The 25,520-nt window shown below is 40.9% G+C and carries 24 protein-coding genes; 10 read left to right on the top strand and 14 right to left on the bottom strand.

All coding sequences use genetic code 11. The features are described 5' to 3' along the window. Positions 1-51 precede the first annotated feature (51 nt). Positions 52-783, bottom strand: coding sequence for an RDD family protein (locus ABDV70_RS09725; protein ID WP_343597387.1), 732 nt, complete (start codon positions 781-783; stop codon positions 52-54). A gap of 72 nt (positions 784-855) precedes the next feature. Next, positions 856-3,234: a phosphoenolpyruvate synthase gene (ppsA, locus tag ABDV70_RS09720; RefSeq protein WP_343597385.1), complete on the bottom strand. Its 2,379-nt coding sequence runs from the start codon at positions 3,232-3,234 to the stop codon at positions 856-858. Positions 3,235-3,394: 160 nt separating this feature from the next. Between ppsA and ABDV70_RS09715 the strand changes: the two genes are divergently transcribed. Further along, positions 3,395-4,231 carry a pyruvate, water dikinase regulatory protein gene (locus tag ABDV70_RS09715; protein WP_343597382.1) on the top strand — a complete coding sequence of 279 codons (837 nt, stop codon included), beginning with the start codon at positions 3,395-3,397 and terminating at the stop codon, positions 4,229-4,231. A gap of 156 nt (positions 4,232-4,387) precedes the next feature. Here ABDV70_RS09715 and ABDV70_RS09710 read toward each other — a convergent pair whose 3' ends face one another. Then, a complete protein-coding gene (locus ABDV70_RS09710; protein WP_343597381.1) occupies positions 4,388-5,641 on the bottom strand; it encodes a D-amino acid dehydrogenase in 1,254 nt (417 codons plus the stop codon). A gap of 140 nt (positions 5,642-5,781) precedes the next feature. Between ABDV70_RS09710 and ABDV70_RS09705 the strand changes: the two genes are divergently transcribed. Then, entirely contained in the window at positions 5,782-6,246 is a 465-nt protein-coding gene (locus ABDV70_RS09705; RefSeq protein WP_343597379.1) for an Lrp/AsnC ligand binding domain-containing protein, read from the top strand. On the opposite strand, the gene folE2 is transcribed toward ABDV70_RS09705, so the two are convergent. The 5 genes from folE2 to ABDV70_RS09680 form a co-directional block, all read right to left on the bottom strand. Beyond that, a complete protein-coding gene (gene folE2 / locus ABDV70_RS09700; protein WP_343597377.1) occupies positions 6,228-7,160 on the bottom strand; it encodes a GTP cyclohydrolase FolE2 in 933 nt (310 codons plus the stop codon). The genes ABDV70_RS09705 and folE2 overlap by 19 nt on opposite strands. Continuing rightward, positions 7,153-8,373 carry a zinc metallochaperone GTPase ZigA gene (gene zigA, locus ABDV70_RS09695; protein WP_343597376.1) on the bottom strand — a complete coding sequence of 407 codons (1,221 nt, stop codon included), beginning with the start codon at positions 8,371-8,373 and terminating at the stop codon, positions 7,153-7,155. The genes folE2 and zigA overlap by 8 nt, the downstream gene beginning before the upstream one ends. Before the next feature lie 243 nt (positions 8,374-8,616). Continuing rightward, a complete protein-coding gene (locus ABDV70_RS09690) occupies positions 8,617-9,354 on the bottom strand; it encodes a D-Ala-D-Ala carboxypeptidase family metallohydrolase (RefSeq protein WP_343597374.1) in 738 nt (245 codons plus the stop codon). A 107-nt stretch (positions 9,355-9,461) separates the two neighbouring features. Further along, positions 9,462-10,481, bottom strand: coding sequence for an LLM class flavin-dependent oxidoreductase (locus tag ABDV70_RS09685; protein ID WP_343597372.1), 1,020 nt, complete (start codon positions 10,479-10,481; stop codon positions 9,462-9,464). Between the two features lie 125 nt (positions 10,482-10,606). Continuing rightward, entirely contained in the window at positions 10,607-11,059 is a 453-nt protein-coding gene (locus tag ABDV70_RS09680; RefSeq protein WP_343597371.1) for a glycine zipper domain-containing protein, read from the bottom strand. 395 nt (positions 11,060-11,454) lie between these two features. On the opposite strand from ABDV70_RS09680, the gene prfA reads away from it, so the two are divergent. From prfA to ABDV70_RS09660, 4 genes are all read left to right on the top strand, one after another. After that, positions 11,455-12,543, top strand: a complete 1,089-nt coding sequence (gene prfA / locus ABDV70_RS09675) for a peptide chain release factor 1 (protein ID WP_343597370.1) — start codon at positions 11,455-11,457, stop codon at positions 12,541-12,543. Further along, positions 12,543-13,376 carry a peptide chain release factor N(5)-glutamine methyltransferase gene (gene prmC, locus ABDV70_RS09670; protein ID WP_343597368.1) on the top strand — a complete coding sequence of 278 codons (834 nt, stop codon included), beginning with the start codon at positions 12,543-12,545 and terminating at the stop codon, positions 13,374-13,376. The genes prfA and prmC overlap by 1 nt, the downstream gene beginning before the upstream one ends. Before the next feature lie 313 nt (positions 13,377-13,689). Next, the gene (locus ABDV70_RS09665; protein ID WP_343597366.1) at positions 13,690-15,009 is read left to right on the top strand and encodes an NCS2 family permease; all 1,320 of its coding nucleotides are present in this window, start codon (positions 13,690-13,692) and stop codon (positions 15,007-15,009) included. A 61-nt stretch (positions 15,010-15,070) separates the two neighbouring features. Next, positions 15,071-16,069, top strand: coding sequence for an adenosine deaminase (locus ABDV70_RS09660; protein WP_343597365.1), 999 nt, complete (start codon positions 15,071-15,073; stop codon positions 16,067-16,069). A 45-nt stretch (positions 16,070-16,114) separates the two neighbouring features. Here ABDV70_RS09660 and ABDV70_RS09655 read toward each other — a convergent pair whose 3' ends face one another. Beyond that, complete coding sequence (locus tag ABDV70_RS09655; protein ID WP_343597364.1) at positions 16,115-16,675, bottom strand: cytochrome b; 561 nt, start codon at positions 16,673-16,675, stop codon at positions 16,115-16,117. A gap of 242 nt (positions 16,676-16,917) precedes the next feature. On the opposite strand from ABDV70_RS09655, the gene ABDV70_RS09650 reads away from it, so the two are divergent. Further along, entirely contained in the window at positions 16,918-17,313 is a 396-nt protein-coding gene (locus tag ABDV70_RS09650) for a hypothetical protein (RefSeq protein ID WP_343597362.1), read from the top strand. Positions 17,314-17,320: 7 nt separating this feature from the next. Next, positions 17,321-17,893, top strand: coding sequence for a ribonuclease HII (gene rnhB / locus ABDV70_RS09645; RefSeq protein WP_343597410.1), 573 nt, complete (start codon positions 17,321-17,323; stop codon positions 17,891-17,893). A 95-nt stretch (positions 17,894-17,988) separates the two neighbouring features. On the opposite strand, the gene csrA is transcribed toward rnhB, so the two are convergent. From csrA to alaS, 3 genes are all read right to left on the bottom strand, one after another. Next, positions 17,989-18,243 carry a carbon storage regulator CsrA gene (csrA, locus tag ABDV70_RS09640; protein WP_343597360.1) on the bottom strand — a complete coding sequence of 85 codons (255 nt, stop codon included), beginning with the start codon at positions 18,241-18,243 and terminating at the stop codon, positions 17,989-17,991. A gap of 238 nt (positions 18,244-18,481) precedes the next feature. Further along, positions 18,482-19,762, bottom strand: a complete 1,281-nt coding sequence (locus tag ABDV70_RS09635) for an aspartate kinase (protein WP_343597358.1) — start codon at positions 19,760-19,762, stop codon at positions 18,482-18,484. A gap of 63 nt (positions 19,763-19,825) precedes the next feature. Then, positions 19,826-22,462, bottom strand: coding sequence for an alanine--tRNA ligase (gene alaS, locus ABDV70_RS09630; protein WP_343597408.1), 2,637 nt, complete (start codon positions 22,460-22,462; stop codon positions 19,826-19,828). Between the two features lie 264 nt (positions 22,463-22,726). Here alaS and ABDV70_RS09625 point away from each other — a divergent pair, with 264 nt between their 5' ends. Continuing rightward, on the top strand, positions 22,727-23,755 hold the full coding sequence (locus ABDV70_RS09625; RefSeq protein WP_343597356.1) for a type I glyceraldehyde-3-phosphate dehydrogenase: 1,029 nt from the start codon (positions 22,727-22,729) through the stop codon (positions 23,753-23,755). A gap of 36 nt (positions 23,756-23,791) precedes the next feature. On the opposite strand, the gene ABDV70_RS09620 is transcribed toward ABDV70_RS09625, so the two are convergent. Beyond that, positions 23,792-24,094, bottom strand: coding sequence for an AzlD family protein (locus ABDV70_RS09620; protein ID WP_343597355.1), 303 nt, complete (start codon positions 24,092-24,094; stop codon positions 23,792-23,794). Then, positions 24,091-24,822, bottom strand: a complete 732-nt coding sequence (locus ABDV70_RS09615) for an AzlC family ABC transporter permease (protein ID WP_343597353.1) — start codon at positions 24,820-24,822, stop codon at positions 24,091-24,093. Before ABDV70_RS09615 ends, ABDV70_RS09620 begins: the two co-directional genes overlap by 4 nt. A gap of 157 nt (positions 24,823-24,979) precedes the next feature. Between ABDV70_RS09615 and ABDV70_RS09610 the strand changes: the two genes are divergently transcribed. Next, the gene (locus ABDV70_RS09610) at positions 24,980-25,432 is read left to right on the top strand and encodes an Lrp/AsnC family transcriptional regulator (protein ID WP_343597352.1); all 453 of its coding nucleotides are present in this window, start codon (positions 24,980-24,982) and stop codon (positions 25,430-25,432) included. Positions 25,433-25,520: the final 88 nt, after the last annotated feature.

The raw sequence follows: 25,520 nt of genomic DNA, 5'->3' as shown, positions 1-25,520 counted from the left end.
AATCATTATCCTAAAGTCGAATTATGATTTAATCTCATTTCACGTATAAGCTTAATTTTGTCTATTAATTACCTTGGTTTTAGCCAATAGATCATGCAAAGTTTGTCGTTTTTTACCCAAAGCGAAAGCATAGTCTAGAATCGTAATTAATGGCATCGATAAAAAATTAAGAATAATAAAGACCACACTGCGTAATAAAAAGATGCGGGTGAGGTTCACTTTGCCTGAAGTTTGTGCATCTACAATCTGAATTCCCATGATTCGTTTGCCTAAGCTTTGCCCTGTTTTAGCAAGCAAAATTGCCTGAATCATTAACATAATGATGAGGTAAATGGCCATCGTTTGCCATGCTTGAGGTGAAATCAGGTCAAAGATCTGTTGTTGTGTTTGCGGATTAAAAGTCTGACGTTGAAGATCTAGAACTCTGTCTTTTGCTGCCTGATCCATCATAAATGAGGGGATGGCAAAAAAAGGAATCCATAGCATTAAATCAAAAATTTTTGCAAAAGCGCGCTTGGAAATAGATGCAAGAGCCTGATTTTGTTTGCGTACTTCTATACGGTGCGTATCTTGAGGCGAGAAGGTGTTCGGTATTTCCTGATAACCTTGCGGCTGGTAAATCAATTTGCCTTGTGTGAGCTCGCCTAGGGGCTTCCATTCGGTCATCCCTTGATGCCATGCAAGATCTGTAAGTAGAACTTGTTGGTTCGCTAACATTTGATTAATTTGTTCTAATGTATAAGGGCCGGCTTGCTGATTGTTTCGTGCCAAATAGATTTGCATATAAATATTTACTCTCAATCCAATAAAAAAGACCCAATGAATGGGTCTTTTTTAACATGTTTTAAGCTTTACTTAAAGTTGTTTGCTTTTTTCTTCTGCAAGAAAGAACCATGTATCTAATACAGAGTCAGGGTTCAATGATACAGATTCAATGCCTTGTTCCATTAACCATTGTGCAAGATCTGGATGGTCAGAAGGGCCTTGACCACAAATACCGATGTATTTGCCAGCTTTGCGGCAAGCATGAATTGCCATAGATAATAGGGCTTTAACAGCAGGGTCGCGTTCATCAAATAAATGAGAAACGATACCAGAGTCGCGGTCTAGACCAAGTGTTAATTGTGTCAAGTCATTTGAACCGATTGAGAAACCATCGAAGTGTTCAAGGAATTGTTCAGCTAACAATGCATTGGTTGGCAATTCGCACATCATGATCACTTTAAGGCCATTTTCGCCACGTTTTAAACCATTTTGTGCCAATAATTCGATAACACGTTTTGCTTCAGCAACGGTACGAACAAATGGAATCATGATTTGGATGTTGGTTAAGCCCATCTCATCACGTGCTTTTTTCAATGCGCGGCATTCAAGTTCAAAACAGTCACGGAAGTTTTCAGATACGTAACGGCTTGCACCACGGAAGCCCAACATTGGGTTTTCTTCTTCTGGTTCGTATAACTTACCACCGATCAAGTTTGCATACTCATTCGATTTAAAGTCTGACATACGTACAATCACTGGCTTGTCTGCAAATGCAGCTGCAAGTGTTGTAATCCCTTCAACCAGTTTTTCAACATAGAATTCAACTGGAGACGCATAACCTGCAGTACGGGTCATTACAGCTGCACGTGTTTCGCGCGGTAAGCTATCGATGTTGAGTAACGCTTTTGGATGTACGCCAATCATACGGTTGATGATGAACTCTAGACGAGCTAAGCCAATACCACCATTTGGAATTTGAGCAAAGTCAAATGCTCGGTCAGGGTTACCAACGTTCATCATAATTTTGAACGGAAGTTTAGGCATAGATTCGATAGAGTTGCGTTGGATTTCAAAATCTAACGCGCCTTCATAGATGAAGCCTGTATCACCCTCAGCACAAGAAACAGTAACTTCTTGACCATCTGTAAGGACTTCAGTTGCGTTGCCGCTACCTACAATCGCTGGTACGCCAAGTTCACGTGCAATAATTGCAGCATGACAAGTACGACCACCACGGTTGGTAATGATTGCAGCAGCACGTTTCATTACAGGTTCCCAGTCTGGGTCTGTCATGTCAGAAACAAGCACATCGCCTTCTTGGACTTTATCCATTTCTTTGATTGAAGTCACAATGCGAACTTTACCAGAACCAATGCGTTGACCAATTGAACGGCCTTCAGCAATCACAGTACCTTTTTGTTTTAATAGGTAGCGTTCCATTGTACTGACATTTTGACGGCTTTTTACTGTCTCAGGACGTGCTTGAACAATATAAATTTGACCATCATCACCATCTTTTGCCCATTCGATGTCCATCGGTGCATCGTAATGTTGTTCGATGATGAGCGCTTGTTTTGCAAGCTCATGTAATTCGTGGTCATTTAATGCAAATTGTTGGCGGTCTTGTTTTTCAACATCAACTACAACAACAGATTTACCCGCAGCAGCTTCTTCGCCATAAATCATTTTTTGGTGTTTAGAACCAAGATTACGACGGATAACAGCATGTTTGCTATTATTTAAAAGTGGTTTAGAAAGGTAGAATTCGTCAGGGTTGACCGCACCTTGAACAACCATTTCACCCAAACCATAAGAGGCAGTGATGAAAACAACATCACGGAAACCTGATTCGGTATCTAGGGTAAACATAACGCCCGCAGCGCCAGTTTCAGAGCGAACCATACGTTGTACACCAGCAGATAGGGCAACGATATCGTGCTTGAAGCCTTGGTGTACGCGATAAGAAATCGCACGGTCATTATAAAGTGAAGCAAAAACTTCTTTAATCGCGATAAGAATATTATCAATACCACGAATATTTAGGAATGTTTCTTGTTGACCTGCGAATGATGCGTCAGGTAAATCTTCAGCAGTAGCAGAAGAACGAACCGCTACCGCAATATCAGGATTCCCGTTAGAAAGTACTGCGAAAGCATCGCGCACTTCTTTTTCTAAAGCAGGAGTAAGTGGAGTTTCGACAATCCATTGACGGATTTTAGCACCCGTGATTGCAAGTGCATTTACGTCGTCTACATTCAGTTGATCTAGTTCAGCCTGAATTTTTGTATTCAATCCACTTTGTTCAAGGAATTCACGATAAGCAGCCGCTGTTGTTGCAAAACCACCCGGAACGGATACTCCTGCATTCGAAAGATGGCTGATCATTTCGCCTAAAGATGAGTTTTTACCACCCACCAATTCGACATCGTGTTTCCCTAATTTTTCCAGACCAATTACGCGCGCTTCCAAAGTAGTCTCTCCACTTTTGCAGTATGTGACTCATTACCTGATCAGATTAAAAACATAAGGCACTTAGTAGTTTTTTACTGTCAACTAAGCGATAGTTATGTAAGATGCGATTACTATAAAGAATATACGCTACTAAGACAAATATTTGAGGAGGTTTTTGATGGCTGAAGGTAAACAAATTAAACGAAGTGTGTTTTTTATTTCAGATGGAACCGCGATCACGGCAGAGACGCTTGGACATTCGCTTTTGGCTCAGTTTCCTAACGTAAACTTTGATATACATATCATTCCGTATATCAGCACGGAAGAGGCAGCCATGAAAGTTGTGGCTGAAATTAATGCGTGTGAACATGAAGATGGCAAATTGCCATTGGTATTTGATACTTTAGTCGACCAGAATGTTCGAGATATTATAAATACTGCAAATGCTGTAAATTTAGACGTTTTTGAAGGTTTGATCAGCAAGCTTGAACAAGAGCTTGGAACACCTCCAACAACGCTCATTGGTCAGACCCATGCAGTGACAGACTCTGAATATTATAAAGCGCGTATTGATGCCGTTCACTTCGCACTGGATAACGATGATGGTGCAAGAACACGCCATTATGACAAAGCTGATATTATCCTGATTGGTGTTTCTCGTTCAGGGAAAACGCCAACATCAATTTATTTGTCATTACAATTTGGGATTCGTGTGGCAAATTATCCACTTACAGAAGAAGATCTGGATGATAACCGTTTGCCTGCGGTGCTGAAACAGCATAAAAATAAACTGTTTGGTTTGATGATTGATGCTGATCGGTTGGTTGCAATTCGTACAGAACGTAAGGCAGGTAGCCGTTATGCAAGTTTTAACCAGTGTCAAATGGAACTACGTGCTGTAGAGGGAATTTATATCTCAGAAGGTATTCCGTATTTGAATGTATCTGAAATGTCGATTGAAGAAATTTCGACACGTATTCTACAAATGACAGGACTTAAACGCCGTATCGGTTAAGCGATATCTAATGATCGTGACACATGCTAGATAGGCGTTTAACCAGAATATTTGAATAATAGCGATGCTATACAGAAAATCTGGACTTGATTTCAAGTAGGGCATAAACGCAAAAGCGCTGATCATTGGTCAGCGCTTTATTTTTAATGGACGTTGTTATTTGCCGTAGCGACTAATCGCCAAACCTTCGGTGCTAATATCGGTTTTATTTTGGAAAATAATATCGCTGAGTAGTTTTCCTGAGCCACAAGACATTGTCCATCCTAAAGTACCATGTCCTGTGTTGAGGAATAGATTTTTGAACTTGGTTTCGCCAATAATCGGGGTGCTGTCTGGGGTCATTGGGCGTAAGCCTGTCCAGAAAGTTGCTTGTTTAACATCCCCACCCGGGAAAAGATCATTCACCACCATTTCGAGTGTTGCACGACGGTTTGGATTTAAACGTAAATCAAATCCACCTAATTCAGCCATACCGCCTACACGAATACGATTGTCAAAGCGAGTGACTGCAATTTTGTAGGTTTCGTCTAACACCGTAGATTGAGGTGCAAGGGTTTCATCAACAATTGGCACTGTAATTGAGTAACCTTTTACAGGATAAACAGGAACGTCTAATCCGAGTGGTGCAATAAAATCACGACTATAACTGCCAAAAGCCAGTACATATTTGTCTGCTTTGAGAACTTCATTTCCTACTTTTACACCAATAATTTGGTCGTTTTCCCAAAGTAGGTTGCTCACGTCCTGATTAAAGCGAAATTCAACGCCTAATCCTTCGGCAATCTTCGCTAATTTATTGGTGAATAAATAACAGTCACCTGTTTCATCATTTGGTAAGCGTAAGCCACCTGTTAAATGGTCTTTGGCCTGAGCGAGAGCAGGTTCTACCGAAGCAAGTTGATCGGGTGTGAGCATTTGATGCGGAACATTACATTCTTCAAGGACTTTAATGTCGCGTTGTACTGCTTCGAGTTGTGCTTCGTTACGGAAAAGTTGCAGTGTTCCACCAGAACGGTTTTCGTAAGAAATGCCTGTTTCTTTGCGTAGTTCACGCAGGCAGTCACGGCTATATTCGGCAACACGAGTCATGCGTTCTTTGTTAATGGCATAACTTTCAGCGTTACAGTTGCGTAGCATTTGCGCCATCCACTGTAGTTGCCAGAGCGAGCCATCTAAACGAATTGCTAAAGGGGCGTGGCGTTGAAACATCCATTTGATTGCTTTGAGTGGAATACCTGGTGCAGCCCAAGGCGTAGAGTAGCCAGGTGAAATCTGCCCTGCATTACCAAAGCTAGTTTCTTCGGCAGGATTAGGTTGTCGATCTAGGACAGTGACTTTAGCACCTTGTTTCGCAAGATAATATGCACTGGTTGTTCCAATAACACCGCTACCTAAGATGATGACGTGCATCCTAATCCCTCTATTTGGTTTTATAGTTGATTTTGCTAGTATAGAGATAGATAATGAGTTTTTTTCACTGATTTTAAGATTAAAACCAGTGAATTTTCCGATATTTTTACTGTTAAAAAACGCTTTTAAAGGGGAATTTCATGCGTACATTGGATCGTACAGATCGCCTGATTTTGAGTATTTTACAACATGAAGGCCGTATTGCCATTAGCGAGTTGGCATCACGGGTTAATTTGTCGACGACACCATGTTCAGAGCGTGTGAAACGCTTAGAACGAGATGGTGTCATTATGGGCTATTATGCACGGGTTAATCCAGCCTATGTCGATAAAAATTTGCTGGTTTTCTTGGAAATTAAACTGTCTGCAAAATCGGGTGATGTATTTGATCGTGTTGCAGCAGACCTTGCGGAAATTCCAGAAGTTTTAGAATGTCATCTCATCTCTGGTGAGTTTGATTATTTGGTTAAAGCACGTCTAAAAGAAATGAGCGCTTACCGACGCTTATTGGGGGATTTGCTGAAAAAGTTACCTGCTTCAGCATCATCCCATAGTTACGTGGTGATGGAAGAAATCAAGGAAACACTTTATTTGGAAGTCACCTGATAGGGGCGTTTGGCACTTTCTGTATACGCCACGGCATTGTGCGGGTGTAAGCTTTCCTGATGTTCTATCCGAACAGACCATTGGGTGAAAAACTCAGAAAGACTGAGGTGTAAACGTCTTGCTGCATCTTCAACAAACATTAAATTTTGTCCATTTAAGTAGGCAAATGCCTGTTCATCTTGACGTTTAACAGCCGTTTGTGTGGCAGTTTTCAAGGTTTGTTCGGCTAATGTAATTACAAAATTGGGGTCAAAGGTCTGTTCGGGGCTGTCATGTTGAATAGAAATGGTCGCAATACTGCGTTGGCTATGTGGTGTTGCTAAAGATGTATTGTCTTTTAGCCAGTCGATGATTTTGGGTTTGGAAAGATTTTCTTTGTGATGAAATTCTTGCTCAAAATGCGCTGTAATAAGCTGACGTGATAATGCTGCCGAACAAGGACACGTGGAAGAGTAGCTGATATCAAGTGTATAGCCGAGTCTAAATTCATCATCTTGTAGTGTTGCTTCAAGTGTAATCGGATAGGCTTTCCATCCAAATAAATGGGCTGTTTTTAATGCTGCATGTTGGACAAGTAAATTAAATTGACAACGAAATTGAGCAGCGGTCACATCACAATCAAGATGACTTTCAACCATATTTTTTAATAGCTGATGGATGGAGGATGTCGAGAGTTGCTCTAACTGCTGCAAATGTTGGTAGAGCCTTGACATGTGAATTCCCTTGACGTGTCCATTTGGTAAATTAACAGCCAAATCAATTTTGCAAGCAATGCTTTGTGGCGCATGTGGTTGCTGGATGTAGAGGGGTAAATCAATCCCTTGCATTCCCACCCAAGATAGTGCGGTTGGATGTGTTGGCGTTTGATCTTTTGAAATATCTGGAAATGAGGTATTCATAATGAAATTACGCATCCTCGTTCCAGTTTTGAAAAGGGTTGGGAAGCTGTTGCCAAGCCTGAACGCCCAAAGCCATTTCTTCATCGGTTAGGAGACATTGATTAAGCCCTTGAATTAAAATATCTTGTTGCATATCAATCCCAATAAATACAATTTCCTGACGTGCATCACCGACGGTATGTTCCCAACTTTTTGAAATATCAGCTAAAAATTCTTCATCTTGAGGCCATTCTTCGGGTGGAATGCATGCCCACCATTGTCCCGCGATTTCCTGCCTTGCCATAGCACCTGCATGTGACCACATGCCTGCTAAAGTCGGATGGCTGGCCAGCCAGAAAAATCCTTTGGAGCGTAAAACGCCGTGCCATTCGGTCTGGATAAAATCGTGAAAACGCTGAGGGTGAAAAGGACGACGGGCACGATAGACAAAATTTTTGATGGCATAGGTTTCAGTTTCAGGTGTGTGATGACCCCGTAATTCTTGTAACCAGCCAGAAGCCTGTGATGCCTTTTCAAAATTAAAGAGACCTGTGTTGAGTATTTGATCAAGTTGAACCCGACCAAATTGTGCGATCTGAATTTTCGCTTGAGGATTTAAACGCTGTAGAATTTCAATGAGTTGTTCTTTTTGGCTTTCGCTAATAAGATCTGTTTTATTCAAAACTAAAACGTCACAAAACTCGATTTGGTCAATCAATAAATCAACCACATTGCGTTGGTCGGTTTCCCCTAATGATTCACCGCGTTCAGATAACAGATCGGTAGAGTAATAATCCCGAATAAAATTATAGGCATCAATGACCGTTACCAAAGTGTCAAGTTGAGCAAAACTGTTGAGTGCTTGCTGCTGTTCATCTGTAAAAGTGAAGGTTTCAGCGACAGGAAGTGGCTCTGAAATGCCTGTTGATTCAATCACTAATTGGTCAAAACGGTTTTCCAGTGCGAGGCGTTTGACTTCAATAAGCAGGTCTTCACGTAAAGTACAACAAATACAGCCATTACTCATTTCTACCAGTTTTTCATTGGTTCTCGAAAGTTCAGATTGTCCTTGTTTGACCAGTGCGGCATCAATATTCACCTCTGACATATCATTGACAATGACCGCAATTTTTCGCCCTTCACGATTATTTAAAATGTGATTTAACAGTGTGGTTTTACCTGCGCCTAAAAAACCAGACAGTACAGTGACAGGTAATTTAAAAGAAGGAGATTGCGTATTTGATTGCATAAGGAAGAATGGCCAAATGATATGAAAGAGTAAATGTTATGTTATAATATAACATTTATCAAGATCAAAAAAAGCAAGGATATATAGATGGGTTTTTAGGCGAAGAAAAGGTGGCAATGAGGCTGTCATTACTTGTGTCTGTTGTATCGGGAGACTGATTTGAAGCTATGGATGCACAAATGCTTACGACTGAGTCATATATAGCGCAAGCATTTCTGAGGATATAAGCCGTAAGATTTATGATTAAGGAATGCTTTCTGCACAAGGTGAGCTATGCCAAGTGTGGTCGACCCCCCACGTGCGAAAGCCTTGTGTATCGATATGAATTTGACCTGTGCTATATACACCAACGCCCATGTTGAGGGCTTTGCCGTGTTGCTGCCAAAATTTACATAACTGGCGTTTATTTTGTTCAATAAATTGTTGATCTAACACTGACGGTTGTGGAGGGCCGATACGAAAATCGATGGCGTTATTGTTTAAATGACTGGATGATTTTGCACCGCCTGCGCAGCGGTTGAGTTCGGCTGGGCGATAGGTTGAAGTGAGTTCGATATCGGAAATAATTTGTTGCTGCAATAAGGTATTTAATATTGTTAATGTCGGGAGGGCATTGTTCCAAAGTGTTGGTTCTGGAACGCTAAATTGTTCGCTATTACACTGTTGCCAGTTACGTGCGGAACGGAAAAATTGCTCATCGGGTACAGGTAAGGTGACTTGGTGTTGGGAAAGAAAGTTCTTATATTCAACGATCTGCTGTAAGTGATTGTTTTGTGATAGCCAGCTTTGGTAATCAATTGATGCAGGGGTATTGAGTGGAATATGTGAGGCCTGACGTGCAGGAAGTGTTGTTGGGAGTAATACGGAAGGCGAATTGGACTTTGGATGAGGTTGAGATGATACAGAAGTCGGCGGATAAGAATGACAACCATAAATGGTCACACAGCAAATGAAAAGGCTAAGTTGACGTGAAAATTGCATCTTATTCTCTGTATCAGGTATCCATTGATGTTATAGTATAACAAAAATAAAATCACAGATTCTTAAAAACAGCATGATTCGTTAAAAGAACCATGCTGAATATGAGGTTATGCTTTTGAATTTTCAGAAAGGTGATGAATATCCATTAATAACTTAAAGTTTTCGAGCCGTTTTTGTTTATCGTAAATATCACAGGTAAAAATAAGCTCGTCAGCTTGTGTGCGTTCAAGTAATTCCTGCAAACCTTTTTGTACCGTTTGTACAGAGCCAATTTGGGCAACTCCATAAAAACCGTTTACAGCTTGTCGTTCAGGTTCAGACCATAAATTTTGCATCGACTCTACGGGTGGTTTAAGTTTTAGGCTTTCTCCTCGGAAGAGGGCCAAAATACGTTGATAGGCGCTTGAGGCGAGAAATTGTGCTTCTTCATCGGTTTGGGCGACAACCGAAGGTACACCGATGGCAACATACGGAGCAGATAAATATTGTGATGGCTGAAAATTATCACGATAGACCGCCAAGGCTTGATCAAGCAAACGGGGTGCAAAATGGGAGGCAAAGGCATAGGGTAAGCCTAATTTTGCAGCCAGTTGGGCGCTAAACAGACTTGAGCCAAGTAGCCATACAGGGACATGTGTTCCCTGACCTGGGGTTGCGGTAATTTGCTGTTTGGGGCGTGGAGTATCAAAATAATTCAGGATTTCCTGAACATCTTGCGGAAATTGATCTTCAGTTTCGAGTCGTCCACGACGCAAGGCACGCATGGTGATAGGATCTGTTCCCGGTGCACGTCCTAGACCCAAATCAACTCGATCAGGAAATAATGTTGCCAGAGTACCAAATTGTTCAGCAACAATCAGTGGGGCATGGTTGGGTAGCATAATACCGCCAGAACCAAGCCGAATATGTGAGGTGTGATTGAGTAAATGTGCGAGTAACACACTTGTTGCAGAACTGGCAATTCCATCCATGTTGTGATGCTCTGCCAGCCACAATCGGCGATAGCCTAGTTGTTCTGCATATTGAGCCAAAGTGACACAATGTTGCAGTGTGTTTTGAATGCTGTCCTGTTCTCGAATTGGAGCAAGTTCCAAAATAGAAAAGGCAGTTGAATTTAGCTGTTTCATATAAAAAAATGGAGTTGTTGTTTAGGGCAACATACTCCATTTTGCGTATGAATTTAAGCGTGTTTGTTGTAAAGATACCATTGCCGATATGTCATGAATCGTTACCTTCAAACGATGCTTTTATCTTAACGATAGTAATGGTGTTTGTGATGACGGCGGTGATGGTTGTAGCGGTTATCATGGCTATAATAGTCACGTTCAGCACGTTTATCATTTGCAATACGATTACCTAATGCAGAACCACCCGCAGCACCAACCGCAGAGCCGATTAAACCACCGTTACGACCGCCCATGCTGTTCCCAACGCTGTAACCTGTTGCACCACCTACAGCACCGCCAATTGTTGTTGATGTACGGTTACGTCGATCACTGGCGATTGCTGCACCTGCGCCACCACCAACTGCGGAACCAATCAGCGCACCACTGCTACCACCAACATGACGGCCAACGGTTGTCCCAACAACACTACCGAGTGCGCTTGTAAGTGCTACATCGGTTGTGCTACCTGCATGTGTTGTTTGAGTTAGTGCTGTTGTTGCTAAAGCTGCTGTCATTAATATCGCAGTAAAAGTTTTCATGTTCTCTCCATACCAAAGGGTATTTTCATTGCTAGAAAAAGTAACAAAATACTTCTGATGGATAATGGAGATGATCGTGTTAATTGATTACTTTCAGTTAAACTATGTAATTTTTATATTAAAATAATTTATAGAATTGAGAAAATAATTACAAAGTGGTTGGAAATTGTGCAATCACGTTTTATCTGTGAAGATTTGTTTTTGTCTGTGATGTTGCCAGTGCTAACGGAATAGATGCGCATGAAAATCAAATGAAATCGTGGATGATCTTATTGGGGAATTATGGGCTGTGTATATGAAAATGAGAGCAGAATGGGTACACTATGCTTGATTTGAAATTATATGATTTCATCCCTTTTTAATGAAATCTTGCCTGAATTTGAGATATTTTGACAATGAAAGAAACATTGCGGTTACGCTTAGACCAACTCACAGACCGTCATGAAGAGTTAACGGCTTTACTTGCTGATGTAGAGGTCATTTCGGACAATAAGCGTTTTCGTGCATTATCACGTGAGCATAATGACTTAACTGAAATCACGGATGTCTGGAAACAATATCGTCAGGCAGAAGAAGACATTGAAACCGCACAAAGCATGTTGACCGATCCTGATTTTAAAGACATGGCTCAGGAAGAAATCAAAGAAAATAAAGCCTTGTTGGAACGTTTAGACGCTGAACTCAGTATTTTAATGATTCCTAAAGACCCAAATGACGCCAATGCAGCGTATTTAGAGGTTCGAGCAGGAACAGGTGGTGACGAGGCGGCAATTTTCTCGGGTGATTTATTCCGTATGTATAGTAAATATGCTGAATCACAAGGTTGGCGTATTGAAATTCTTTCTGAAAATGAAGGCGAACATGGCGGATACAAAGAGGTGATTTGCCGTGTCGATGGTGACGGTGTTTATGGTCGCCTAAAATTTGAAAGTGGTGCGCATCGTGTACAACGTGTCCCTGCAACAGAGTCACAAGGGCGTGTACATACGTCTGCCTGTACTGTAGCGATTTTGCCTGAAGTTGATGTCGATACCACTGTAGAAATTAACCCGTCAGAGTTACGTATTGATACCTACCGAGCATCGGGTGCAGGTGGTCAGCACATTAACAAAACAGATTCAGCGGTACGTATTACCCATATTCCAACGGGTGTTGTGGTTGAATGTCAGGATGAGCGCTCACAGCATAAAAACAAGGCCAAAGCGATGGCGTTGTTGGTGTCACGTTTAGAAAATGCAAAACGTGCAGCTCAAGAAACAGCAACTTCTGAAATGCGCCGTGACTTGGTAGGTTCGGGAGACCGTTCAGAGCGTATTCGTACCTATAACTATCCGCAAGGACGTATGACAGATCATCGTATTAATTTAACTTTATATAAGTTAGATGCCATTATGGAAGGTGATTTGACTGAATTACTTGATAGCTTACATCGTGAATATCAGGCAGATCAGTTGGCGTTGCTTGCACAGGAAAATGGCGGTTAATGAATATTGCCCAAGCCTTAAACTTGCGTGGTGAAGCGGACAGTTACGAACGTCAGGAAGCAATGTGGCTACTTGCACACATTTTAGAAATGAATGCGTTGGCGTTAAAACTACGTTTGATGGATCAACTTGATGCCGAGCATGAACAGCAATATTTACAAGGTTTAATGCGTTTATCAAAAGGTGAGCCGTTGGCGTATGTCATTGGTTCACAGCCATTTTGGACATTAGACTTAAATGTTACGGCTGACACTCTTGTTCCTCGGCCTGATACGGAAGTATTAATTGAAACGGTTTTGGCACTAGATTTGCCTTTTTCTGCATCTGTTGTAGATATGGGAACGGGTACAGGTGCCATTGCACTGGCATTGGCCAGTGAGCGTCCAGATTGGCGTGTCCTAGCGACGGATATTTATTATCCAACGCTAGAAGTTGCACAGGGGAATGCTTTAAAGCATGGGTTAAATCAGGTGGAATTTATATGTAGTGCTTGGTTTAATGCAATTCCTAGCCAAAAGTTTGATTTGATTGTTTCTAATCCACCGTATATTGATGCAGAAGATATTCACATGCAGCAATTGCACCATGAACCACGTCGTGCATTGGTTGCACCTGAACAAGGGTTGGCAGATTTGCGTGACATCATTGTGCAAGGTAAAAACTGGTTAAACCCAAACGGTTGGATTGTGCTCGAACATGGCTATGATCAGGCAAAAGCAGTTCAAGCGATTTTCGGAGAAGCTCGATTTAGCCATATCCAGACAGTGCAGGATTATGGAAATAATGATCGGGTGACTTTGGCGCAGTGGTGTGATCAATTGGTCTTAAATTAATATAGTTTATTGTTATTTATTGTTTTTTCTGTAAATTGGATTTTTCTTCTGGAAATTCACCACACGAAAAGACTTGTGGTATACTTAACACAAACAGTGTACATCATGACAACATGAACTGAACACTATGAAATAAGAGCTGCATCGACATGCAGCTTTTTTAATTTTTGGTTAGCTATCGTTCTGCATAACTCGGTGGCATTTGGTCTACATCGTTTGTTGGTTTTCGTCAACAAATGCAAAATTATTGTCTTGCTGTTCTTGATTCAGGTTAAAGCATGAGCAGGGTAGGCAGTTTTATCAAGGGCTATATATGGCGACTCCTCAATCTTCTTCTGGTTTACTTGAGCGTTTGTTTAAATTAAGTGAAAACAAAACGACATTAAGAACAGAAATATTGGCAGGCGTAACCACATTCATTACGATGTGTTACATCATTATTGTCAATCCAATGATCCTTTCTACGACAGGTATGGATCATGGTGCAGTTTTTGTTGCAACCTGTATTGCAGCAGCAATCGGTTGTCTAGTGATGGGATTAATTGCAAATTACCCAATTGCACTTGCACCAGGTATGGGACTCAATGCGTATTTTACCTATTCTGTTTGTTTGGGAATGGGTGTGCCGTGGCAAACTGCACTAGCTGCTGTTTTCATTTCAGGTATTGTTTTTGTTTTAATCAGCTTTCTTAAGATTCGTGAAGCCATTGTCAATGCAATCCCAATGTCGCTTAAATTTGCAATTGGCGGTGGGATTGGATTATTCCTTGCACTTATTGGTTTAAAAAATGCAGGATTGATTATCCACAATGATGCAACACTGGTTGGTCTGGGAAGTCTAAAACAGCCAACAGGACTATTAGCACTGTTCGGATTTTTAATGATTGTAGTGATGCATCATTTTCGTGTTCGTGGTGCGATTATTATTAGTATCCTTTCGATTACAGTGTTGGGTTCTCTTTTAGGATTAAACAAATTTCAAGGTGTTGTTGGCGAAGTCCCATCAATTGCACCGACTTTCTTGCAAATGGATTTTCATGGTCTGTTTACTGCAAGTATGGTTGGCGTGATCTTTGTTTTCTTCTTGGTGGACTTGTTTGACTCTACAGGAACCCTAGTGGGGGTTGCACATCGTGCTGGTTTACTTAAAGACGGTAAACTTCCTCGTTTGAAAAAAGCCTTGTTTGCAGATTCATCCGCTATTATTGCGGGTGCAGCATTGGGAACATCATCTACAACGCCTTATATTGAATCGGCATCTGGTGTTGCTGCGGGTGGTCGTACTGGTCTAACTGCGGTCGTCGTTGCGATTTTATTCCTTGCTTGTTTGTTCTTTGCTCCATTGGCGCAATCTGTTCCAGGATTTGCAACTGCACCTGCTTTGATTTTTATTGGTGTATTAATGATTCAGGGGATTGTGAATATTGAATGGCAAGATATTACCGAAGCAGTTCCTGCATTTTTAACCATTGTTTTTATGCCTTTTGCTTATTCGATTGCGGATGGTATTGCAATGGGCTTTATCAGCTATGCACTCATTAAACTATTTACCGGTAAAGTCAATACTGTGCCATATATGGTGTGGATTGTTGCGGTACTTTGGACGATTAAGTTTGTTGCATTTGGCGGTTAATTTTTAATTTAAATTAGGGGTGTAAACTTAGTTTGCACCCTTTTTATTTTCAGGAGATGACATGAATCACGCTGAGTTGATTCGCGCTTTGCCTAAAGCGGAGTTACATGTACATATTGAAGGTACATTTGAACCAGAGTTAATGTTCGCGATTGCAAAACGTAATCAGGTTGATATTCCTTTCAAAAGTATTGAAGAAGTTAAACAAGCGTATAACTTCCATAACTTACAGTCATTTTTGGATATTTACTATGCAGGTGCAAATGTTCTAATTGTCGAACAAGACTTTTATGATCTTGCATGGGCGTATTTTGAAAAATGTCACGAAGACCATGTGGTTCATACCGAAATGTTCTTTGATCCACAAACCCATACAGAACGTGGAATTGCCTTTGAGACTGTCTTGAATGGCTTACGCCGTGCTTGTCAAGATGCGCAAACCAAGTTAGGTATTAGCTCTGAGTTGATCATGTGTTTCTTGCGTCATTTAAGCGAAGAAGATGCATTTAAGACATTAGAACAGGCATTGCCATATAAAGATGTAATCGTGGGTGTTGGGCTAGATTCGAGTGAAGTCGGTCATCCACCTGCTAAATTTGAGCGTGTGTTTGCAAAAGCACGTGAAAATGGTTTCCTGATTGTTGCTCATGCGGGCGAAGAAGGTCCAGCAGCGTATGTATGGGAAGCTTTAGATTTGCTTAAAGTCAACCGTATTGATCATGGTGTTCGTTCTGAAGAAGATCCGCAATTATTAGAGCGTTTGGTGAAAGAGCGCATGCCGTTAACAGTATGTCCTTTAAGTAACTTAAAACTTTGTGTTGTTGACGATATGGCACAGCACAATATTAAACGTTTGCTTGATCAGGGCTTATGTGTGACGGTGAATTCAGATGATCCAGCGTATTTTGGTGGATATATGAATGATAACTTCTTTGCGATTACCGAAGCATTAAATCTGAATGAAGCTGAATTGAAGCAATTGGCGATTAACTCGTTTGAAGCTTCGTTCTTAAGTGAAGTAGAAAAAGAAAAGTGGATTAATCAAATTCACGCACTTTAAAAATATAAAAAGGCATTTCAAATTGAAATGCCTTTTTTTTTGATTTTACTTGTCTGATTGGCGAGTCATACTGCGCAATATATTATCTTTATCAATAAAATGATGTTTAAGTGCAGCTAAAATATGTCCTACAACAACAAATCCAGCAATCCATGAAAGATAAACATGGATCGGTTTTACAATCGCCATTAATTCAGGGTTGGGCTGAATTAAAGTGGGCAGGTTAAACAGATATAAAACAGGCACAGGGTATCCAGCTGACCAGCTAAATAAACAACCTGTGATTGGTAGGGCAACCAGAATAAGATAAAGTGCCAAATGACCTAAATGCGCAAAAAGCTTCATGGAAGGTGACATGCTGTCTGGTAAGGCTGGCACAGGGTGAGTGTAGCGCCAGAAAATACGAATAACGACCAAAAAGATAATCGTCGTTGCAATACTTTTATGCAGTGTGATGACATCGGCTTTAAAAGCTCCATCAGTTGCATAGCTTAAAAAATTACCGCTATAAAATCCAAGAATCCATGCAGCGATAAAAATAATGGCCATGACCCAATGGAGAACTTGAGCCGTGCGGGTGTAATATTGGGGTTTGCTATTATTCATAGGGCAGACTCTTTATAAAGTGGTGAGCAAGTTGACTTAAAGTATAGAAATATAGGAAGAAATACTAAAGCATGCAAATATGACTGTAGTGTTGCATTTATGAAATGACCTGGATGCTATTTGGCGTATAAATTGTACGTTTATCCTATTTTGAATGAGGAAAATGTAAAAAATAAATTTCCTAAGGAAAGAATCAGGCAAAATAGCTTTTTTCCCAAAATGATTTTACAGGACAAACGAGCATGAAAAAGAATTTATTGATATTGGCGCCATTTGCTTTTCTATTATCGGCATGTGCGACAGATGGTACCATGAATGGTGGTATGGGAACGGCTTCTCCTTATGGTGCACAGGCGGAGCAATTGGGAATGACTGCCATTAAAATTGCTGTGAATGCGAAATGTACAACAGAAATAAACCAATTACCTGCATGGAAAATGATTAGCAAGACATTAACTTCTGATCAACAACAAACGATTCAAACAAATGTTTGTGGCTGTGTAAGTGATAAAGCTCCAGAAAGCGTAACAGCCGTTGATTTGGCAACTGCTGCACTTGATCCTGCTGCACGTACTACAATTGTGACAAATGCAGTAAGTCGCACAATTGACCAATGTGTTGCAGAAGCGATGAAATAAAATGTTGATGCATACCCGAGTTGCTGGAGTGGATGAGGCTGGACGTGGCCCATTGGTTGGTTCTGTGGTTGCGGCAGCTGTAATTTTAGACCCTGAAAAACCGATTTTAGGATTAAATGATTCTAAAAAATTGACAGAAAAGAAAAGAGAAAAGCTCTTTATTGAAATTCAGGAAAAAGCGTTGGCATGGTCGATTGCTGAGGCGACACATACTGAAATCGACGAGCATAATATTTTACAGGCAACTTTTCTGGCAATGCGCAGAGCCGTGGAAGGGTTAGCTCAAATTCCAGATAAAGTACTTGTTGATGGTAATCAGATTCCTAAAGGAATTGAGATTGCATGTGAAGCGATTGTTGGGGGAGATGCATCTCATCCTGAAATTAGTGCTGCAAGTATTTTGGCTAAAGTAACACGTGATCGACAAATGCAGGAACTCGATGCGCGCTATCCACAATATGGTTTTGCGAAGCATAAGGGTTACCCAACGAAAGCACATTTTGAAGCAATTGCACAACATGGTGTAATTGATGAACATCGCCGTAGTTATGCGCCAGTGAAACGAGCGCTTGGGTTGTAAGCTTTTTAAGTCACTAAAAGAAAAGCGATCCTTAGAAAGGATCGCTTTTCTTTTTAATGATCCGTGAATTCAGAAGAAATCATCGGATACAATCATTAGCGATTATATTTATCTTGATTGTATTCATCATTGTAAAATGATGGTTGATAGTCTTGATCAAGATTTTGTAGGTGTTCGTGCATTGCGCGTTCATGTTGAATACGCTGGTATATCTCTTCACGATGTACTGATACTTCTTTGGGAGCGTTAACACCAATGCGAACTTGGTTACCTTTAACACCAAGTACTGTCACACTGACTTGATCCCCAATCATTAAAGTTTCTCCGACACGTCGAGTCAGAATCAGCATGTTTGTCTCCTTGCTAAATGCTAAACCTGCATTGCTGTCATGCAAAATTTAAACCACAACCTCAAAAGAGAATACTTAAAGGATGTTTGTTGATCACAAAAGCTGTGACTTATGACAAATATTAAAAATATTCTCTAAATATTAATCGCTAATATAACAGAGCCACTCTATAGAAAATAGAGTGACTCAGGTTTTTTATTGTACATCCCTCAAAAAAATGAAGGATTCGAGGAAAAAATTAAGCGCGAGCGCTACTTTCCCCGTGTTCACGGTCTAAACCGAAGGCTGTGTGTAGGCTACGAACAGCCAATTCTAAATAATTTTCTTCGATTAAAACCGAGATTTTAATTTCAGAAGTTGAGATCATGAGAATGTTAATGCCTTCTTCTGCCAAAGCGGTAAACATTTTGCTTGCCACACCTGCATGTGAACGCATACCAACACCCACAATAGAAACTTTCACGATGTCATCACGTGTTGTAACTTCACGCGCGTTAATTTCTTTAGCAATATTGGTTAAAGTTGCTTTTGCTTTTGCAAAATCGGTGCGGTTGACTGTAAATGTAAAGTCTGTTGTACCATCTTCTTCGATGTTTTGTACAATCATGTCAACTTCAATGTTTGCAGCACCAATTGGAGAAAGAATTTTTGAAGCAATACCTGGTTCATCAGGTACACCTAAAATGGTGAGTTTCGCTTCATCACGATTAAATGCGATACCAGAGATAATAGGCTGTTCCATAGTGTCTTCCGCTTCAGTGGTAATTAGTGTGCCAACGTTTTGTTTGAAATCTTCATCAAAAGCGCCATCATTGTCATTATCAAAGCTTGATAAGACACGAAGAGGAACCTGATATTTTCCAGCAAACTCAACAGAACGAATTTGTAATACCTTTGAGCCTAAAGATGCCATTTCTAGCATTTCTTCAAAGGAAATACGATCAACTTTCTTGGCTTTAGGTGCTACGCGAGGGTCAGTTGTGTAAACACCATCTACATCGGTGTAAATCTGACATTCATCAGCTTTGAGTGCAGCAGCCAATGCAACACCCGATGTATCTGAACCACCACGACCTAAGGTTGTTGTGTTTCCAAGTTCATCCACACCCTGAAAGCCAGCAACGACAATCACACGGCCTGCATTTAAATCAGCGTTCATGACATCGGTATCAATCGATTCGATACGTGCTTTGGTAAATGCGCTATCGGTTTTAATACCGACTTGACGGCCAGTATAAGATTTAGCTTCCACACCAATAGAATTAAGTGCCATAGCTAACATGGAAATCGTCACCTGTTCCCCAGTCGATACCATTTGGTCGAGTTCACGAGGGTCAGGTGTTTCGGTAATGGCCTTCGCGAGAGCCAATAAGCGGTTCGTTTCGCCACTCATTGCAGACACGACTACGACCACTTTGTGACCATGATCATGCCAACGCTTCACACGACGAGCAACATTTAAAATGCGCTCGGGAGTACCCATTGAAGTACCACCATATTTTTGAACGATTAATGCCATAGTTGTTCCATATAAGCCATGACCCTGAGAGGCATTCAGGGTCAGTTACACAAAAGTGAAGTCTTAATTTTGCTCAAGCCAAGCAGGAAGGGCTGCAAGGACAGGTTCAAACTTCTCGTTTAGTGGCGCGCCACCTTGTGCTAAGTCAGGTTTACCACCACCTTTACCCCCAAGTTCTTGACCTAAGTGTTTGATGATGTCACCTGCTTTTAGATTTGCTGTAAATTGTTTCGCAACGGATGCAATCAGACTCACTTTATCGTCTTCAACACCAGCGAGCACAATCACCGCATCATCTAATTTTGATTTCACACTGTCATGCAGGTTGCGAAGTGATTTTGCATCCATGTTTTGAACAGTTGTGATAAGTGTAGAACGACCAGCAACGGTTTGAACTTGGCTTAAAAGTTCTGCCGCCTGAAAGTTTGCTAACTTTTGGTTAAGCTGTTCAATTTGCTTTTGCAATGCTGAGGTATGTTCTACCGCAGCCTGAACACGTTCTACTGTTTGATCTTTTTGTGCTTTTAACAAGCCATTGATATGTTGAATGTCAGCATCTACTTTTTGTACTGCTTCAACCGCTTTTGTGCCTGTCACTGCTTCAATACGGCGAACACCTGCTGCTACACCACCTTCTGAGGTGATTTTGAACAAGCCGATATCACCTGTACGTTTTACGTGAATACCACCACAAAGCTCGATAGAGAAGTTTTTCTCATCAATGATCGAACCCATTGAAAGTACACGTACTTCATCACCATATTTTTCACCGAACAACATCATTGCGCCTTTTTCTTTGGCAGACTCAATGTCGAGCAATTCTGTTGATACAGGTGTGTTGGCAATGACTTCACGATTGACTAAGCGCTCAACTTCTTGAAGCTGTTCAAAAGAAACTGGTTGGTCGTTGGCAAAGTCAAAACGTAAAAGTTCAGATGCAACCAATGAACCTTTTTGCTGAACATGTGAACCTAAAACTTGACGTAAAGCTGCGTGTAAAAGGTGAGTTGCAGAGTGGTTACGTGCAGTAGCAGCACGTAAATCTGCTTTAACTGTTGCTTCGACACTTTGTGTGGCTTTTAAGCTACCCATAGTGACAACGCCTTGGTGAACAAAGGCTGCACCTGACTTTTTGGTGTCTTGTACTTCAAAAATACCAGTCTCGTTTTTGAAAAGACCTGTATCACCAACCTGACCACCGCTTTCTGCATAGAAAGGTGTTTGGTTGAGGATGATAAGGGCTTCATCGCCTTCAACAACTTCGTCTACTTGTTCACCATCTTTATAGATCGCAAGGATTTGACCTTGACCTTGTGTTGCATCATAGCCGTCAAATTGAGTTTGGCTGTCAACTTTTACAATGCTGTTGTAGTCCACATTGAATTTACCTGCATCACGTGCACGTTGGCGTTGAATTGCCATTTCACGTTCAAAACCAGCTTCATCAATGGTAAGTTCACGTTCACGTGCAATGTCAGCAGTCAAGTCAGCAGGGAAGCCGTAAGTGTCGTAAAGTTTGAAAACGACTTCACCCGGAATGATCGAGCCTTTGAGCGAGCTTAATTCACTTTCAAGAACTTTTAAACCTTGTTCAAGTGTTTTTGCGAACTGTTCTTCTTCTTTAATCAAAGCGGTTTCAATACGCGCACGGCTTTCAATGAGCTGTGGGTACGCTTCGCCCATCACCTCAATTAAAGGTTGCAACATTTTGTAGAAGAATGTGCCTGTCGCACCAAGTTTGTTTCCGTGGCGAATCGCACGACGGATGATACGGCGTAACACATAACCACGACCTTCATTTGAAGGGTTTACACCATCGGCAATTAAGAAGCAGCAAGAACGCGCATGGTCAGCAACGACGCGTAAAGAAGGTTGTCCTTGATCTTCTGTGCCAATAATGTCAGCCGCAGCTTTAATTAAATGCTGGAACAAGTCGATATCGTAGTTTGAGTTTACATGTTGTAAAACGGCTGAAATACGTTCAAGCCCCATACCTGTATCTACAGATGGCGCTGGAAGCGGGTGTAATACACCATCGCTTGTGCGGTTAAACTGCATGAAGACGTTGTTCCAGATTTCAATGAAACGGTCGCCATCTTCTTCTGGTGTACCCGGTAGGCCACCCCAAATGTGGTCACCGTGGTCAAAGAAAATTTCGCTACATGGTCCGCATGGGCCTGTGTCACCCATTGCCCAGAAGTTGTCTGAAGCGTATTTTTCGCCTTTATTGTCACCAATACGAATAATGCGTTCAGCATCCAAACCGACATCTTTGTTCCAGATGTCAAATGCTTCGTCATCAGTATGGTAAATGGTGACGTAAAGTTTATCTTTTGGAAGGTTTAACCATTCGTCACTTGTTAAAAACTCCCAAGCATAAGAAATAGCTTGTTTTTTGAAGTAATCACCAAATGAAAAGTTACCTAACATTTCAAAGAATGTATGGTGACGTGCAGTGTAGCCAACGTTATCTAAGTCGTTATGTTTGCCGCCTGCACGGACGCATTTTTGAGAAGTTGTTGCACGAACATAGTCGCGTTTTTCTAGACCCAGAAAACAGTCTTTAAACTGGTTCATGCCCGCATTGGTAAAAAGCAAAGTCGGGTCATTCGCGGGAACAAGTGAACTCGAAGCAACACGTGTATGACCTTTGGTTTCAAAGAAATGCAAAAAGGCTTCACGAATTTCAGCGGACGTCATAAAACGTGTACTCACAACAAGTCACTCCATCATAATCATTTTGGCTAAACGCATTGAATCAAATCTTTGAACAGACGAAAACAGATTAATACGTGGCTTATAAAATTTAAAAAACGCCAAATTATAACGAAAAATAGGGGGATGACCAATGATTTTGCGGTGTTTATCGGCAAATGTGATAAGAAATGAAATAACTTTACTCATAATTTGCCGAGTTAGATTAACATAGGCGTAGTTTTTGTACTTTGCAATAAAGGAAAAGTCATGCAACGAGTGGCAATCAATGGGTTTGGTCGGATAGGTCGAAATGTTGTTCGTGCGTGGTTTGAAAATCCAAAAGAATTTCATTTTAATATTGTTGCTATTAATGACATTGCTGATATTGAAACACTGGTTCATTTGTTTAAATACGACTCCACGCATGGTCGGTTTAAAGGGAACGTCAAGATTGTAACAGAACAAGATTGCAGTTTTTTGTCAGTACGTTCTGGTCAACGACAACTTAAAATTCGGGTTTTTCGTGGTGCAAACCCAGACCAGTTGCCTTGGGATAAACTAGATGTCGATGTGGTTTTAGAATGTACCGGATTATTCCGTTCACGCGAAGCTGCAACAAAGCACATTCAGGCAGGGGCAAAACGGGTCATCATTGGTGCAGCACCCTTTGATACTGTAGATGTTGCGGTGGTGTATGGTGTTAATCATCAGGATGTAAAAATAACAGACCAGATTATTTCGAGTGTGTCGTGTACAACGCAGGCCTTGGTTCCATTAGTTAAAATTTTGGATGACCAATTTGGGATTGAAACAGCAATGATGACCGAAATTCATGCGGTTACGGCTGACCAATCGGTATTGGATCATGCACATCGAGATATACGACGGGCACGGGCTGCGGGGCATAATTTTATACCAACAACATCCAGTGCATTAGGGGCTTTAAAGCAAGTGATGCCCAAAATGGAAAACCGAATAGACGGCTATTCAATTCGTATCCCAACCATTAATGTTGCGGCAATTGATTTAAGTTTTGTTGCACAATCTGAGATTTCCGTTGCTGCATTAAATCAGTCATTAACTGATGCTGCGCATAATATTTATGCCGAAATTATGGCTGTGACCGATGAGGCATTGGTTTCGAGTGATTTTAATCATTCACCTGAGTCATTGATTGTGGATTTAACGCAAACGATGGTTGTGGGTAAACAGGCAAAAGTCTTTGCTTGGTATGATAATGAATGGGGATATGCGAACCGCTTGCTCGATTTGTGCGAATCATTCGAGCAAGCGTAACGCGAATAAAAAAAATCATGATGAGCGCAAGGCTCATCATGAATTAAGGAGTAACCGTAAAATTGCTGCTGAAAACATGCTAATAATGACTGTAGGTAAAAGTGAAAATCGGCTTGCTGCGGCAATGGTGATGCCCATTGCAATTAAATCTGCGATATCAGTTTTCACAAAGTATGGTGCAATGACCGAGATCAGCACACAGCCAGGAACAACTTCTAAAATATTGGCCTGACGTTGGCTTAAAGTTTTATTTTTTAATAAAACATAACCCAAAACACGAGTCATATAAGTGGTCAGGGCGACACATAAAATTGCAAGTAAGGTGGGGAGATGAATCATGTTTCATCTCCAGATAAGAAAAATGCAGTGATAATGCCCGAAATGGCGCCAATAGGCACATACCAACCTTGAGGTAAATAAAGATAAGCAACGACTGCTGCGATGAGGCTCACGAACCAAGGACGGGCCGCATGAAAGCCTTTCCACATTCCACGGAGTAAAACCAGAAAAACCGCAGGAAATGCCATATCAAAACCTAAGCGTGAAATATCACCTAAAACTGGGCCAATCATGCCGCCTAGTGCAGTAAAACCAACCCACATGGCATAAAGAGAAAAACAAAGACCTGAATAAAACCATAAACTAAATTGTGGTGTGCTTTTACGCTGCGTATCTGCGAGTGCAATCGCCCAAGACTCATCGCACATAAAGAACAAGGCAGGGTAAACTTTCGAGTTAGGAAGATGTTTTAAATAAGGTACTAAACTTGCACCCATCAATAGGTGTCGGCTGTTGACCAAAAAAGTAATGAACATCAGCATAAAAATATGCGGTGGATTTGTCCAGACTTCCAAAATGGCAAATTCAGAACCACCAGCAAAATTAAGTCCCGTTAAAAGTGGAATCTCTAAAATACTAAGACCTTTATGTGTTGCTTGAGTGCCTAAAACCAAAGCAAAGGGGATAATGCCGAGCAGAACAGGGATAGATACTTTGAGGCCTCGCTTAAATTCAGCAAGATCTTCAGATTCATTTAAAACTTGAGCCGTATCTTTCCGTGCCAGCATTGCAAATTACCTTTAATTAAATAAGCACAACAACATGCGCTATTTTATGAATAAAGATTCGCTATTTGGCACTAAATTTGGCTTGGATTGGTCTGCTTTGTGGTATTGAAAATTAAAAAATAGTAAAATATTGGAATATTATATCAAGGATCTGATAGTGGATAAAATTGATCGGCATATTCTTCAGGTTTTGCAGCAAAATGGAAAGTTGCAAAATAATGATTTGGCGCAAAAGGTAGGCCTATCTGCTTCACCCTGTTTACGGAGGGTGAAACAGCTTGAAGATGATGGTGTCATTGAAAAATACGTGGCGTTAATTGATCCTGTTAAAGTGAATTTGGGTCTAACAGTTTTTGCACGGATTTGGTTAAGAGAGCAATCTGCGAAAACCGTAAACCATTTTGTGGAGTCTATTCAGGATTTGCCTGAGGTTGTCGAGTGTCAGCTCATGGCGGGGGATTGTGATTTTTTCTTGCGTATCGTCGTTGCTGATTTAGAAGCTTATCGTCAATTTCAAATTCAGCGTCTGAATAAAATTACGGGGATTCAAAACGTAAAAACAGAAATTCCTTTGCAAAATATCAAGCAAACAACAGCATTACCTCTTTAATAAAGTAGGTGATTTAAGATATAAAAATTGAAACGAGATACAAATAAGCGCATTGTAAAGTGAGAGATCTTGTATCTGATTTTAGATT

The sequence above is a fragment of the Acinetobacter sp. genome (assembly GCF_039596015.1).
Taxonomy (GTDB): Bacteria; Pseudomonadota; Gammaproteobacteria; order Pseudomonadales; family Moraxellaceae; genus Acinetobacter.
Note: the sequence above shows the minus strand (reverse complement) of the source record. Positions and strands in the feature narration are given on the sequence as shown.